Genomic DNA, 12,936 nt, shown 5'->3' with positions numbered 1-12,936 from the left:
TTTCCGCCTCATCAAGCCGGTCGCCGCTGATCACTATGATAGGAACATCCGATTTTGTCGCCAGATTGCGGACGATCGCAAGTCCATCCTCCCGGCCTAGGTTAAGGTCAACAACCACGAGATCGACTGGCTCACGTGAAAGAACATAGTCAAACTGCTTGCTATCGTGGACTGCGGTTACCTTCAGGGCATGCATCGGCGATGAGGCGCCGCATTGCGGCATCATCGTCAATGACAAGAACATGTTTCAACGGCACACCTCGTTTTGGGGGTTGCGCCCCGATCAGGGTTGCATTACCTGAATCTGCAAGCAAAAGGCATGTATTAGTGATGACATTACTTGAAATTGAACAACTGGTTCTCAAAACCCTCAACGCTCTAGTTGCCGAAAAAGTAGAGGTGTCGATGACAACCAGAATGCGGGATCTCGGCCTCGACAGCCTCGACTATAACGAGCTTGCTACGGCGATCGAGAGCCGACTTGGCTGGTTTGTCGACGATTACAAGCTCTGGCAATACGAGTCCGTAAGGCATGTCGCCGACGCCGTCGCCAGTCAGGAGTTGCGCACCGCGGAACCACCAGCAGTGCGACAAGTGCTGGAGTAGTGCTGTAGGCACAGGTTACGGTGAGGGCAGCTTGGGCGGCGGTAGCTATTGCCATTGCTCCGCTGTGGTTTCTATTCGTGACTGGTGTGTTTGAGAACTGTTGGGTCAGCCCGGTCCATGTCGCAGTGCCGATGCCCCTTTGGTGGCGTTGCCCGCAATTGCGATCGCTGCGCCCAGGGCACCAATGCTGACGGTCGTTGTCAGGCCACCCGTTGAATTGTTGTCAGAGGCAACAGTGCCCACCACACCATTCCAATTGGTGGTCGTATAGACCGACATGTAGTCACGGAACACGCTCTCACTATACGTGGTCACGATCGTTGCCGTCGTACCGGTTGGCACGAGGGCCGACCACACTGACAGATAGACCACACCAGAATTGAAGATGCTTTCCACCTGAGCGAGAAGGGTGGCAGCCACACCCCCAATCGTCATACTGTTGACGGTCACTGCACTTTCGGTGTCAGTGGTCTCAGTTGTCACGATGACACGACGATTAGCGTGTGGCGCGACAAGAAGCGGAATGCTGGTGTGGGTGTAAACGGTCGTGGCAGTCGAGTCTTCGTGAGTGCCATTGAAGACCAGATCTATCGGGAACATTTTCTCCCAGACGCCCGAGCTGCGCACATAGACCTGTCGAGCCTTGGTCCAGAGGCTTGAGATTTTCACCCATACAGCGCTAGCCGCCCCCCAGACCCCGGAGGCTTTGACGTAAAGGGCCATTACGGCTGCACCCAGAAATCACCGTCCACGCCGCCAGAAGGGGCAGCGGCCGAGATCGTGACGCTGCGATTTGCCATCGTGCCGACGCCGAGAAGCGCCTTGGTCTGGGCAATGGACTGCGGTCGACGATAATTGTCCCCGGTGCCGTCACTCGACACGCGACCGACGAAGCTCGTCACAGCGTCGGCACCTGTGGCGTAGGTCGAGCGGTACAAACGCGTCGTGATATCACCAGCGCCATCGCGCTGAGGCGATGAACATGTATGGCGAGAGCAGAACGTTTGGGGCGGGACGAAGAGGTTGCGGAGGGCTGACAAGGTCGAGACGAAGCGTTGCAGGCCTCCCGGCGATCGGACCTTTGCATCATCCGCTCCCGTTTTCGCGGCGGCACATGGGAATTCTCCGCTCCGTTGTTCAACCCCTTGTGCGACCGGTGCTTGACGTCCGGCATCACCTGTCGCTTTGCCGCTCCATACGAGCGCAGCTAGTCGGTGATCATGCGCTTCGGCGCGAGCCCCTGCTTCTTCAACGGCCGCGTCAGCAAGCGCTTGGCGGCCTTGGTGTTGCGGCGGTTTTGCACGATTTCGTCCAGCACATATCCATCCTGGTCGACGGCGCGCCACAACCAAAGCTTTTTGCCGGGCGATGGTGACGACCACTTCGTTCAGGTACCAGACATCATTCCGGCACGGCGGCTTGCGGCGCAAGCAGCGAGCGCAGTCCAGCCCGAACTTAGATGCCCCACCGGCGACTTGTCTCATACGAAACCACGATGCCGCGTTCCAGCAGCATTTCCTCAACCAGGCGCAGGCTCAGCGGAAACCGGAAATAAAGCCAGAGCGCGTGGGCGATAATAGGCGGCGGAAATCGGGGGGCGTGTAGCTGACGGCGGGCGTATTCATGCCCCCCGGCGTCCATGTCGCAAATCTTGACGATTGCTTTGTGTGTCAAGCCCGCCGCAGGTCTCAACGCGTTCATATGCAGACATTGTGAAAATCGCCCTATTCCGCCTTTTTTTACCGCCCCTTAAGTCCCCCGCTCGCATGCTTGTCGATGCATTGAACTCATAGCCATCGGCCAAGGATTTTGGAAAATATGGTTCCGCTCGCAGCAGAAAACGTGAGAGTCGCTGTAGGCCTAACGTCAAGGGGAGAGAGCGGTTTGATTGGACGAAATGGGTACCGGAGTACCGAGTCATGATGCCACGAGGTAATCTGGTCCGACTGAAGCAATTTCAGGTGAATGAGAAGCGACGACAGTTGCACCAGCTAGACATCATGATTGCCGATTTCGAACGCATGGCGCGAGAACTGGAGTTCCAGATAAACGCCGAGGAAACGAAGGGCGGCATCTCCGATGTCAATCATTTCGCTTATCCGACGTTCGCCAAGGCCGCTCGCCTACGTCGTGACAACGTCAAGAATTCGCAATCGGACCTTCTGCGGCAGAGAACCGCAGCCGAGCCATGCCTCGCCGAGGCTGAAGCAGAGCTCTCCAAGGCGCAATTGCTAGAATCGCGCAGCGGCAGAGGCCACGACCTCGAACCCGGCAACCGAAGCGCCATGATCGGCTGAGCCGGACGGCTTCAGCGCGCCTCAATTCGCGACACCGACTGGCCGTTGGCGCGCGAGAGGCGTGCGGGCACTGTAAAGATATCAGCGTCTTGATGCAGCGATAGCTGGTCGGGACGGCTGTCATGCTGCGGCGACATACGCGATTTTGTCCAGATTTGCATAGCGGCGTTACGCAGGTATGGGGGAAAGTGGAATTGGTTGGCAATCGGATCATCGGTGGAGACGAACCGCTGCCGGCGGACCGGCGCCTGGCGGCAACGCCTGGCGCTTTCGGCGGCGGCGGTAACGGCAAAGCAGGCTGGCCGCGTCGAGGATGAAGCGGCCCCTGCGTGATGCCGTTCTGCTCACGGCCGGGAGACGGGGTCGGCCCCGCCGGCCGGATGCTGCTCGCTTGGCGCGGCACCGTAAAGTCAACCGACAGCTTATGAAGATGTGCTTACATTGGGCCATGTCAGAAGTTGCTCGTGGTCCGCTCTATGGTCGCCACCGCTTTCCCCCGAGATCATTGCGCACGCGGTATGGCTCTACTTTCGCTTTCCGCTCAGCCTGCGCATGGTTGAGGACATGCTGGCGGCCCGCGGCATCATCGTCACGCATCAGACCGTTCGAAGCTGCGCGGAGAAATTCGGACGGCATTTCGCCCAGGAGATCAATATCAGCCGGCTGCCTGGGCGACAAATGGCATCTCGACGAATGTGTCGTGGCTATCAGTGGCAAGAAGCAGTGGCTCTGGCGTGCCGTCGATCAGGACGGCTTCGTCCTCGAAGTGCTGGTACAAAGCCGCCGAAATGCCAAGGCGGCAAAGCGTCTGATGCGCAAGTTGCTGAAAGCTCAAGGGCGGACACCACGGATCATGATCACCGACAAGCTCCGATCCTATGATGCCGCCATGCGCGACCTCTTGCCCGGCGTCGAACACCGGTCGCACACAGGCCTGAATAATCGAGCGGAAAATTCGCACCAGCCGACTCGACGACGCGAAAGGATCATGAAACGCTTCAAGTCGGCACGCCAGCTTCAGCGGTTCGTTTCCATCCATGATCCGATTGCCGACCTGCTCACTTTCCCTGCAATGCGCTGTCATCGGCTCAACATCGAGACCTGCGTGACGCCCCCATGCAAATCTGGAACAAGATCGCGTGTGTCGCCACAGCGTGACAGCCGTCCCGGCCAGCTATCGCGTGCATCAAGCCGCTGAAACTTACAGTGCCGGGCGCGCTGCTACCTGAATTTCCTTACCCGCTCAATCAATGTGACAGCACCGATTCTTCTCAACCGCGGCATGCCCTAAATCGTCACTTGCGTTCCGATCTCGACCACACGTCCGGTCGGGATCTGGAAATATTCGGTCGCATCGGCGGCCGTGCGTGCCAGGCCGATGAACAGCTTGTCCTGCCACACCGGCATGCCCGAATTGGGCGAGGCTTTGAGCGAGCGCCGCGACAGGAAGAACGAAGTCGTCATGATGTCGAACTTCCAGCCCTGCTTGCGGCAGATCGCCAGCGCGCGCGGAATGTTGGGCTGCTCCATATAGCCGAAGGTCAGCGTCACCCGCATGAACAACTCGTTGACTGTCTCCATCTTGACCCGGTCGCTGTCGGGCACCAGCGGCTGCGGTGCGGTGACCACCGACAGAATGACGTTCTGCTCGTGCAGCACCTTGTAGTGCTTCAGGCTGTGCATCAGCGCTGTCGGCGCGCTTTGCGGATCGCTGGTCAGGAACACGGCGGTGCCGGACACCAGCTGCGGCTTCTTCTTCAGCAGATTGCCGGCGAGGAAATCGAGCGGGATTTCGTTGCGCCGGGTCTTGTCGAACAGATAGCGGCTGCCGCGCACCCAGGTCCACATCGCCAGAACGATGGTGAAGGCTATCGCAAGCGACGCCCAGCCGCCCTCGAACACCTTCACGATGTTGGAGGCAAAGAAGCCGATGTCGATGAATGCGAACACCGCCGTCATCGCCACCGCCACCCACAGGCGCCATTTCCAAATGCGCGTCATGACGACGAACAGCAGCACCGTCGTCACCAGCATGTTGCCGGTCACCGAGATGCCATAGGCGGAGGCGAGCTTGCTCGATTCGCCGAAACCGACGACCAGCAGCATCACCGCCAGCGCCAGCAACAGATTGACGCGCGGCATGTAGATCTGGCCCGACTGCCGTTCCGAGGTGTGCAGGATTTCGAGGCGCGGCAGCATATTGAGCTGCACCGCCTGCCGGGTCAGCGAGAAGGCGCCGGAGATGACCGCCTGGCTGGCGATGACAGTCGCGGCCGTCGCCAGCACGACCATCGGGATCAGCGTCCAGCCTTCGTTCATCTCGAAGAATGGATGGCCGACGACGCCGTTCTTGGCCAGCACGAAGGCGCCTTGCCCGGCATAATTGAGCAGCAGGCAGGGAAACACGATCGCCAGCCAGGCCAGCACGATCGGCTTGCGGCCGAAATGGCCGAGATCGGCATAGAGTGCTTCGGCGCCGGTGACGGCGAGGAAGATGGCGCCAATGGTCACGAAAGCGACGTCGGGCGAATTGATCAGGAAGGCGACGATGTAGTGCGGGCTCACCGCCCACAGGATTTCTGGATCGTCGATGATGTGGTTGAGACCGGAAAGGCCAATTGCCAGGAACCACACCGCCGTCACCGGGCCGAACACCAATCCTACCCCGCCCGTGCCGAAGCGCTGCACCGCAAACACCATGGCAAGGATGACCAATGTCAGCGGCACGACATAGGGCTGGAAGGTCGGCGTGACGACATTCATGCCCTCAACCGCCGACAGCACCGATATCGCCGGCGTGATGACGGCATCACCGAAGAAAAGCGATGCCCCGACGATGCCGATGCCCAGGATCACCGCCGACCGCTTGGGGAAACTGCCGCGCGCTAGCGCCATCAGCGACAGCACGCCGCCCTCGCCGCCGTTATCGGCGCGCAGCACGAACATGATGTACTTGATGGTGACGATGATAGTCAGCGACCAGATGATCAGCGACAGCACGCCGAGGATATCGCCGCGCTCGGCGACATTGCCGCCCGACGACGCCACCAGCGCCTCACGGAACGCGTAGATCGGGCTGGTGCCAATATCGCCATAGACAACGCCGAGCGCGCCTAGCATCAGCACCTTGGTGCTGTCCTGTTCGATTTCGGGATGGCTCGATTGTTCGACGGGTTCTGCCTCGCTACCAGCATTGGTAAGGGCCATGGACGACACTCCGATAAGGGGCGGCCCTCTACCTTTGCTGCACTGCAATATCAAGTGCCGCGACGTAATGGCTCCGTATGCGGACCGCATTTGTCGCCGCACCGGCGGATTGTCTCATACGAAACCACGATCCCGCTCCCAGGCCATTTCCTCGACGAGACACAGGCTCAAGGGGACCTGAAGGAGGGCCAGACCGGATGGGCGATGATCTGCGGCAGGAAACGATGGCGCTGCTTGTAGCTGACGGCATATCTTTCTCCTTTGTGTGTCTGCCAGACGAGCGGGCGGGCACGGAAGTGGTCGCGCTCTACTGCCAGACATACTCGTCCAACCTGATGAAAACCTGACTTGTACACCCAGCCCAAACAGGTGCGAGGGGTCGGTCTATTACCAAAGGCTCTGAGGGCTGATTCTCTAGGGTTCCCGCCCAGAATGATCCGTGACCCTTGTTGTGTACCGCCGCGGGTTGATCGGAGGCTCCAACTCCTGAGAAGGTGAAACCATGACAAGCAAGGCGACCAACAAGTTCTCTCCCGAGGTCCGGACCCCCCGCGGTGCGGCTGGTTCTGGATCACGAACGCGAGCATACGTCGCGGTGGGCGGCGGTTTCATCGATCGCCGCCAAGATCGGCTGCAAGAAAGCCGAGCGTGACGGCGGCGTGCGCGCCGGAGTTCCCACGGATGCTGCGACGAAACTGAAGGCTCTGGAACGCGAGAGCCGCGAGCTTCGCAGGCCAACGAGAGCAAGGCTTCCGCGTATTTTGCCCAGGCGAAGGTCGACCGCCGGTTCAGGCCACGATCGCGTTCATCGACGATCACCGCAAGGCGCATGGGGTTGAGCCGATCTGCAAGGTGCTGCCGATCGCCCCGTCGACCTACCACGACCATGTCGCCAAGCGCGTCGACCCCTGCCGGCTGTCGGCTCGGGCAAGATGGGATACAGCCTCGAAGGATGAGGTCCGACGGTTTGAGGCGAACTTCCGCGTCTACGGCGTTCGCAAGGTCTGGCGGCGGTTGCGTCGCGAGGGCTTCGAGGTCGCCCGCTGCACGGTTGCCCGCTTGATGAAGGCCATGGGCCTCGCTGAGACAGTACTTTCCAAAGGGCACGGATCTCAGTCGGCACACAGCCCGGGAACTGGACGCAGTTGCCCATGCTATCAACACAAGACCGCGCAAAACGCTCGGCTGGAAAACACCTGCCGAACTCCTCGACCAGCTCCTTGGGGGACAGTATGATGCCGGTGTTGCGACGATCCGGTTGAATCCGCCTTGGCTGCCTCTATCGCTGTGATGGATGAGCCCGCCTCCCCGCGCGGGCCGCCGATCATGGAGAGCCTGTTCCAGGGCATCGGAGAACGAAGGCTGCATGCGCCGTCCGGCTCACCCGTCAGCCGACGATCCGACGGGCATAGGTGTCGACAAACGCGACATAGACGAAGCCCGTCCAGGTCGCGACGCAGGTGAAGTCGGAGACCCGCAGCATGTTCGGCGCCGGAGCATAAGCCGTTGGTGTTTTCGTTGGAGTCTCGTTGCCACGGGCTTGGGGATCGCAGAAGTAAATCTCGAGCCCGGTGTCGATGCGCAGGTCGGCTGCTGCGCCATTTCCGCTCCATGGTCCCAAGTCAGCGACTGACGCAGTTGCTCGGGAAGTTTGCCCATGGATCGGGCTATGGCTCTGCGGACTGCTTCAGCGCCGTGGCAGGCAAGTGGTGGACCGTTCTTGATGCGCAGGCTCTGCTGATAGCCATGCATGCGCGGCAGGTGAAGCACGCATTGTGAAGCGTGAACTTCGTTCCACGAGCGTACCGATCGCCTAGCTTCCGAGGCCAAGGATGAGGTCGCCTTCCCAATGTCCGGGGACAGCCCGATCGGCAATTTCGGCCGGACGGTCGCTTATTATAAGGGCGTCTCCAATGAAGGACTTGTTGCGAACTCGGGCCCGTTCGCGCGGTACGCGCAACGCTCGGCCTGAACGCAGACATGCGGTAAGTCCTCGGCGCAATGCTCCGCGTCCTTGAATGTACAAGGACTGATAGATCGTCTCGTGGCTGATCCGCATGGTTTGATCCTCTGGGTAATCGATCTGAAGCCGATTTAGCGATCTGCTCGGGGCTCCAGGCTGCCGACCACCTCCGGCTCTGTCGTTTTTTCCATACCCACCTTGGGGCCCTCGAATGAGGCGCCATTGGGATTGGTGACTTTGCCGGCCAAGCGCTCCTCAACATTCACGCAGAGCCGGATTGACCGCCAGCTTGCCAGGAGGCCGCCGGGACTCACGATCGGCGTGCCATTGGGCGGCACTGGCCGGTAATCCAGATTGCCGCTGCGCGTCGCGGCATTGCGCCTGACCTCCCGCGAGATTGTGCTCGGCGGCCGACCTAGCTTACGAGCAATGGCCCGGATGCCGATTCCCTTGGCAAGCTCAAGCGCAATATCCTCGCGCTCCCGAAAGAAAGATATCGCCCCGAAGGCGGCTTCGCCCACGGCGCCAAATGCGTTGGCGGCATCCCTCCTGCACTCCGAACCAGCGCGGACCAAGAGGCGTTGATATACAGGCATCCAGTGCGGCCTCCTCGCTCGAACGTCCCAAGGCAATAGCTTGCCAGAACCGGAAGCGATTCTCACGCTGCCAGGCAGGCGGACGCCCGGGCGAATCTAGCTTCTTTCGAGTGCACCGATCTAAGCGCGTTGGTGAACCGTCTTTGCAACCTCCAAATCCCTTGGTGTTGCGACGACCGGTTGAATCCGCCCAACACGTCAGCATTCAATACACCGAGCGCTTGGCGGAGGCCGGCGTCGAACCCGCAGTGGGCAGTGTCGGCGACTCTTTCGATAATGCTCTCGCCGAAACGATCAACGGTCTTTACAAGGCCGAGGTGATCCATCGACGCGGACCCTGGCGCTCATTCGAGGCCGTCGAGTTCGCCACGCTCGAATGGGTCGACTGCTTCAACAATCGCCGGCTGCTGGAGCCCATCGGCAACATCCCGCCGGCCGAAGCCGAGGAACGCTACTATGCCATGTTGGATGGATCAGCCATAGCCGCGTGACTCAAAACGAAACGGCCTCCGGAATGCCCGGGGCAGTTCACATCGCATTTGATGCCAGCTTCATCGTATTTTCTTCGGCTTGGACGGGCACTTGGCAGACCCACAGAGCTGGGAACCCTTTGCCATACTACAACTGTAACATCATATCGGTTTAGCAGGTCAAGCTTCGGTGGTAACCTCATTGGGTAGAATAACTACTTTGGAGGCGAGCGATGGATCGCGATAACAAACGGGCACGTGCAGCTGCAAGATCATCTCAAGGCGGGGGGAGCAGTAGCCTCCGTGACGTTCCAGAGGGGCCATTGAGCGATGTTGCAGAACGGCTGGTAACCGCTAACCCGCGCGATACAGCGCGAAATCTCGGGGGCTTCAAAGGCCTCGGGACGCACGAGCGAACAGCCGTTCGGGGCACTCAACCCGGGCCAGAAACTGACCTCGCGAGATTTGAAAGGCGGACCAATCGGCTTGGACGATCAGCCATCAATCTGGCCGCGACATTAACAGCCGAATTGGGGTACAGCACGGATGACATAGCATTGCAGAAAGTCGGAGCGGCCAGTAATCTAGGCGATTACCTAACGCCAGGGCTGCAAGATGCTATTGTTAATCGCATTGGCAACATGGATCCGCCGTCGCAAGCTCTCGGTGCTTATTACGTTGCGCCACACTTCAGTAAGTTTACTGACGAAAATAAATCTCGCATTCTTGATCAGGCCATTGGATTGGCTTCTTCTGATCCGGATGGCAATGTCAGAAACATGGCATCCAATGCTATTCTCAACATGTATCCCCAGTTAGACGCAAATCAACAGGCCCAAGCTCACTCAGTTTTTCCCGGCATGCAAGACATCTTGCCGCACATGCCGCCGCCGCAGCATGCAGCAGAGGAACGGAGTGCGAATCTGGACGGCCACATAGCAGGTATTGAGGCTGCAGTCCGTGATACAGTAGGCCCGCAAACCTCCTATGAACAGCTGCAGCGGGGTGCTCAAATCGGGCGGTCCATAAACCACGCCTTCAATCACGCCCGAGAGGACCTAATGGAGGCCACCAGAAGCAGAGATCGCTCCGGTCGTTGAGGTCTCGGCCATGGTACAGTGACGCTTTCTCTCCCGAAATCCGTTTACGGCCTTGCCATTTCCAATTCGCTGGCCGTTGACGTACCTGCTTAGAGTAACTATCAAAAACCACGTCTGCCGGGTGATGCGCTGCAAGCATCGCACCACCCACTGCGGCATCAATCTGTCGAGCGGCGACATCGCGCGACGCCGGTTCGGTCTCTCAAGCACGCGCAGCATTAGCTAGGCTAATCCGGCAATGGAACAATGCTTTCAACAAAAACGACGCCCCCCAACATAGCCATTAGCATCGCGTGCTCACTCGCCGTGGGCTTCTGTGCGGCAAGTCTTTACGCAACCTTCCGCCACGGCGGCAGCGGCGAGGCTCTGATGGCGTTTGATGTCCGTGCCTTTTGGTTTGAGACGCCCTTCTATTTGGGTTTCGCAACCCCTGTTTTCTATCGGGGCGCGGCTATCGTGGTCTCGACGTCCGCGGTCGTCTTGCTGATTCAGCAGATCGTATTGCGCCGCAAGCTCGAACACCACGGGACGGCTCGTTGGGCTCGAGTGGATGAAATGCGACGCACGGGATATCTGCGACGATACCGCGGCGTGACAGGGCCGGTGTTTGGGAAGACAAGTGGCCCTTTCTGGCCTGGCTACTACCTGACCAATGGCGAGCAGCCTCACAGCCTCATCGTTGCACCGACCCGCGCTGGCAAGGGCGTCGGCATAGTCATTCCAACGCTACTTACATTCAAAGGCTCGGTGATAGCTCTGGACGTCAAGGGGGAGCTCTTTGAGCTCACCTCGAGGGCGCGCAAAGCCGCAGGTGACGACGTGTTTAAATTCGCGCCGCTGGATTCGGAGCGGCGCACAAACTGCTACAATCCGCTGTTGGATCTTATAGCGTTGCCTCCACAGCAGCAATTCACCGAAGCCCGCCGCTTGGCCGCAAACCTGATTACGGCCAAAGGGGAGGGCGCGGAAGGGTTCGTCAGCGGCGCGCGAGATATCTTTGTCGCGGGAATCCTTGCCTGCATCGAGCGGGGCACGCCAACAATCGGCGCCGTCTATGACCTCTTCGCCCAGCCGGGGGAGAAGTTTAAGCTCTTCGCGCGACTCGCCATGGAGACCCAGAACAAAGAGGCACAACGCATCTTCGACGACATGGCGGGGAACGATACGAAAATCCTAACCTCCTACACTTCCGTGCTCGGCGATGGCGGGCTCAACCTATGGGCGGATCCCGCTGTAAAGGCGGCCACAAGTCGCTCGGACTTTTCGGTCTATGATCTTCGCCGTCGCAGAACGTGCATCTATCTTTGCGTTGGTCCGAACGACCTTGAGGTGATCGCGCCTTTGATACGTTTGTTTTTTCAGCAAATCGTTTCAATTCTGCAGCGGTCGCTGGCCCGTCGGGATGAAAAGCACGAGGTTCTCTTCCTGCTCGACGAGTTCAAGCACTTGGGTAAGCTGGAGGCGATCGAGACCGCAATCACGACTATCGCGGGCTACAAGGGGCGTTTCATGCTCATCATCCAAAGCCTTTCGGCACTGACGGGGGCTTATGGAGAGGCTGGCAAGCAGAATTTTCTCAGCAATACCGGACTGCAAGTGTTCATGGCCACGGCTGATGACGAGACTCCGAACTACATTTCCAAGGCCATCGGTGAATACACGTTTGAAGCCAAATCGATTTCCCACAGCCAGGCGCGAACGTTCGACTGGACCATTCAGAATTCACATCAAGGTGCACCGCTATTGCGTCCCGAACAGGTTCGGCTGCTCGATGACGACTACGAGATTGTTCTTATCAAAGGTCTGCCACCATTAAAATTGAGGAAGGTGCGTTATTTCTCGGATCGCATTCTGAAACGCATCTTTGAAAGCCAGACAGGCGCCCTCCCGGAGCCGGCGCCCTTGACGGGAGCAGAGGAGGCGCTCCCCGCCGAATCTCAACTCGATGACCCGCTGTGTGAATTGGCGCAGGACTTTGACGATACGGTTTGATGTGAGGCTGGTGTGGACCCGGCGAAAAAATCCATCCCGTGTAACAGCTTTGTCGCAGGTGCAGGACGCCGGCTTGGAAGAGGGGCAAGCGGGCCAAGCCCGGCGAGTGGGCTTTGAGCAGCACGTGTCCGAGGCGCCCCGGCCGCTGTTCGATGGTCGAGCTGACGAGCCGCCAACCAATCCAGAGGAGCTTCTGCGACTGGAACAGGGGGTCTCGCGAGGTGCTTCAGCGAGGGCAGGATCATCAAGCCGCCTCATCTTTTTTCAGCAACCCAGGGATGCCCGATGGACGGGATGACCTCAACAGAAGCGTGTCGGAGGCTTTCGCAAGCTCTGGGACGCCGGAGTTCGGGCCGCCGCCCCCAGTCTTGGCTGCCAGCCAACAGCAGATCCGCCCTTCACCGGATGAGCTTGACCAGGGCAACCACCTGCCACCCGAGTGAGTCGTGCCAACAATGAACATTCACCAGCGCTGTTGTGGCCAGAGGAGACGCAGAGGGCCCTGAATGCGCCGCAAGCCGTCGCCATTCAGCAGCAGCTGAGCGAAATCGGCAATTCAGGCGGCCGCGTGCCTATGCAGAGAGGGGCTGATGCGATCTCCAGACCGGTAGCTCTCGCTGTAATTGATCAGGCTGGTACTGTTGGAAGGCTTGATCAGCCTCGTCACCCCAATCTCCAGCATAGCTCACTGTCACGCGGCCAACG

General features: G+C 59.4%; 8 protein-coding genes, 9 pseudogenes and 1 other annotated feature. Of the genes and pseudogenes, 10 read left to right on the top strand and 7 right to left on the bottom strand.

Features of this window, described 5'->3' with window-relative positions; translation table 11 throughout:
- A pseudogene (gene virG / locus NKJ57_RS30755) lies at nt 1–251 on the bottom strand (two-component system response regulator VirG); the annotation flags it as partial.
- Here virG and NKJ57_RS30750 point away from each other — a divergent pair.
- Nucleotides 202–606 carry a phosphopantetheine-binding protein gene (locus tag NKJ57_RS30750; protein WP_081730999.1) on the top strand — a complete coding sequence of 135 codons (405 nt, stop codon included), beginning with the start codon at nt 202–204 and terminating at the stop codon, nt 604–606. The pseudogene virG and the gene NKJ57_RS30750 overlap by 50 nt on opposite strands.
- Before the next feature lie 105 nt (nt 607–711).
- On the opposite strand, the gene NKJ57_RS30745 is transcribed toward NKJ57_RS30750, so the two are convergent.
- The 3 genes and pseudogenes from NKJ57_RS30745 to NKJ57_RS30735 form a co-directional block, all read right to left on the bottom strand.
- Entirely contained in the window at nt 712–1,329 is a 618-nt protein-coding gene (locus NKJ57_RS30745) for a hypothetical protein (RefSeq protein WP_352513770.1), read from the bottom strand.
- On the bottom strand, nt 1,329–1,508 hold the full coding sequence (locus NKJ57_RS30740) for a hypothetical protein (RefSeq protein WP_031194388.1): 180 nt from the start codon (nt 1,506–1,508) through the stop codon (nt 1,329–1,331). The genes NKJ57_RS30745 and NKJ57_RS30740 overlap by 1 nt, the downstream gene beginning before the upstream one ends.
- Nucleotides 1,505–2,231 (bottom strand): annotated as a pseudogene (locus tag NKJ57_RS30735) (IS6 family transposase). Before NKJ57_RS30735 ends, NKJ57_RS30740 begins: the two are co-directional and overlap by 4 nt.
- A gap of 294 nt (nt 2,232–2,525) precedes the next feature.
- Between NKJ57_RS30735 and NKJ57_RS30730 the strand changes: the two are divergent.
- The 3 genes and pseudogenes from NKJ57_RS30730 to NKJ57_RS30720 all read left to right on the top strand — a co-directional run bounded on the left by NKJ57_RS30730 (nt 2,526) and on the right by NKJ57_RS30720 (nt 4,061).
- Complete coding sequence (locus NKJ57_RS30730; RefSeq protein ID WP_352513771.1) at nt 2,526–2,903, top strand: flagellar export protein FliJ; 378 nt, start codon at nt 2,526–2,528, stop codon at nt 2,901–2,903.
- A 234-nt stretch (nt 2,904–3,137) separates the two neighbouring features.
- Nucleotides 3,138–3,301: pseudogene (locus tag NKJ57_RS30725) on the top strand (DUF1403 family protein); the annotation flags it as partial.
- 50 nt (nt 3,302–3,351) lie between these two features.
- A pseudogene (locus tag NKJ57_RS30720) lies at nt 3,352–4,061 on the top strand (IS6 family transposase).
- Between the two features lie 129 nt (nt 4,062–4,190).
- Here the strand turns inward: NKJ57_RS30720 and NKJ57_RS30715 are convergent.
- Nucleotides 4,191–6,110 (bottom strand): potassium transporter Kup, encoded by a 1,920-nt coding sequence (locus NKJ57_RS30715; RefSeq protein ID WP_352513772.1) that lies wholly within the window; start codon nt 6,108–6,110, stop codon nt 4,191–4,193.
- A gap of 197 nt (nt 6,111–6,307) precedes the next feature.
- Here NKJ57_RS30715 and NKJ57_RS30710 point away from each other — a divergent pair, with 197 nt between their 5' ends.
- From NKJ57_RS30710 to NKJ57_RS30700, 3 genes and pseudogenes are all read left to right on the top strand, one after another.
- Entirely contained in the window at nt 6,308–6,457 is a 150-nt protein-coding gene (locus tag NKJ57_RS30710; RefSeq protein ID WP_023703136.1) for a hypothetical protein, read from the top strand.
- Between the two features lie 155 nt (nt 6,458–6,612).
- Nucleotides 6,613–7,262, top strand: a pseudogene (locus NKJ57_RS30705) (IS3 family transposase); the annotation flags it as partial.
- Nucleotides 6,864–6,980 (top strand) — a sequence feature (AL1L pseudoknot). (Overlaps the previous pseudogene by 117 nt.)
- Nucleotides 7,192–7,401: pseudogene (locus NKJ57_RS30700) on the top strand (hypothetical protein); the annotation flags it as partial. The pseudogenes NKJ57_RS30705 and NKJ57_RS30700, both read left to right, overlap by 71 nt.
- Here NKJ57_RS30700 and NKJ57_RS30695 read toward each other — a convergent pair.
- Together NKJ57_RS30695 and NKJ57_RS30990 are read right to left on the bottom strand one after the other, a co-directional pair.
- Nucleotides 7,380–7,608, bottom strand: a pseudogene (locus tag NKJ57_RS30695) (DDE-type integrase/transposase/recombinase); the annotation flags it as partial. The pseudogenes NKJ57_RS30700 and NKJ57_RS30695 overlap by 22 nt on opposite strands.
- A 1-nt stretch (nt 7,609) precedes the next feature.
- Nucleotides 7,610–8,874, bottom strand: a pseudogene (locus tag NKJ57_RS30990) (IS30 family transposase); the annotation flags it as partial.
- On the opposite strand from NKJ57_RS30990, the pseudogene NKJ57_RS30680 reads away from it, so the two are divergent.
- The 3 genes and pseudogenes from NKJ57_RS30680 to virD4 all read left to right on the top strand — a co-directional run.
- A pseudogene (locus tag NKJ57_RS30680) lies at nt 8,858–9,160 on the top strand (integrase core domain-containing protein); the annotation flags it as partial. The pseudogenes NKJ57_RS30990 and NKJ57_RS30680 sit on opposite strands and share 17 nt — an antisense overlap.
- Before the next feature lie 536 nt (nt 9,161–9,696).
- Nucleotides 9,697–10,239, top strand: a complete 543-nt coding sequence (locus NKJ57_RS30675) for a hypothetical protein (RefSeq protein ID WP_352513773.1) — start codon at nt 9,697–9,699, stop codon at nt 10,237–10,239.
- A gap of 246 nt (nt 10,240–10,485) precedes the next feature.
- Nucleotides 10,486–12,231 carry a type IV secretion system ATPase VirD4 gene (gene virD4, locus NKJ57_RS30670; protein WP_352513774.1) on the top strand — a complete coding sequence of 582 codons (1,746 nt, stop codon included), beginning with the start codon at nt 10,486–10,488 and terminating at the stop codon, nt 12,229–12,231.
- Nucleotides 12,232–12,936: the final 705 nt, after the last annotated feature.

The sequence above is a fragment of the Mesorhizobium sp. M0077 genome, from assembly GCF_040322955.1.
Lineage (GTDB): Bacteria > Pseudomonadota > Alphaproteobacteria > Rhizobiales > Rhizobiaceae > Mesorhizobium.
The sequence above is the reverse complement of the archived record's forward strand: the minus strand, read 5'-3'. Positions and strand labels throughout refer to the sequence as shown.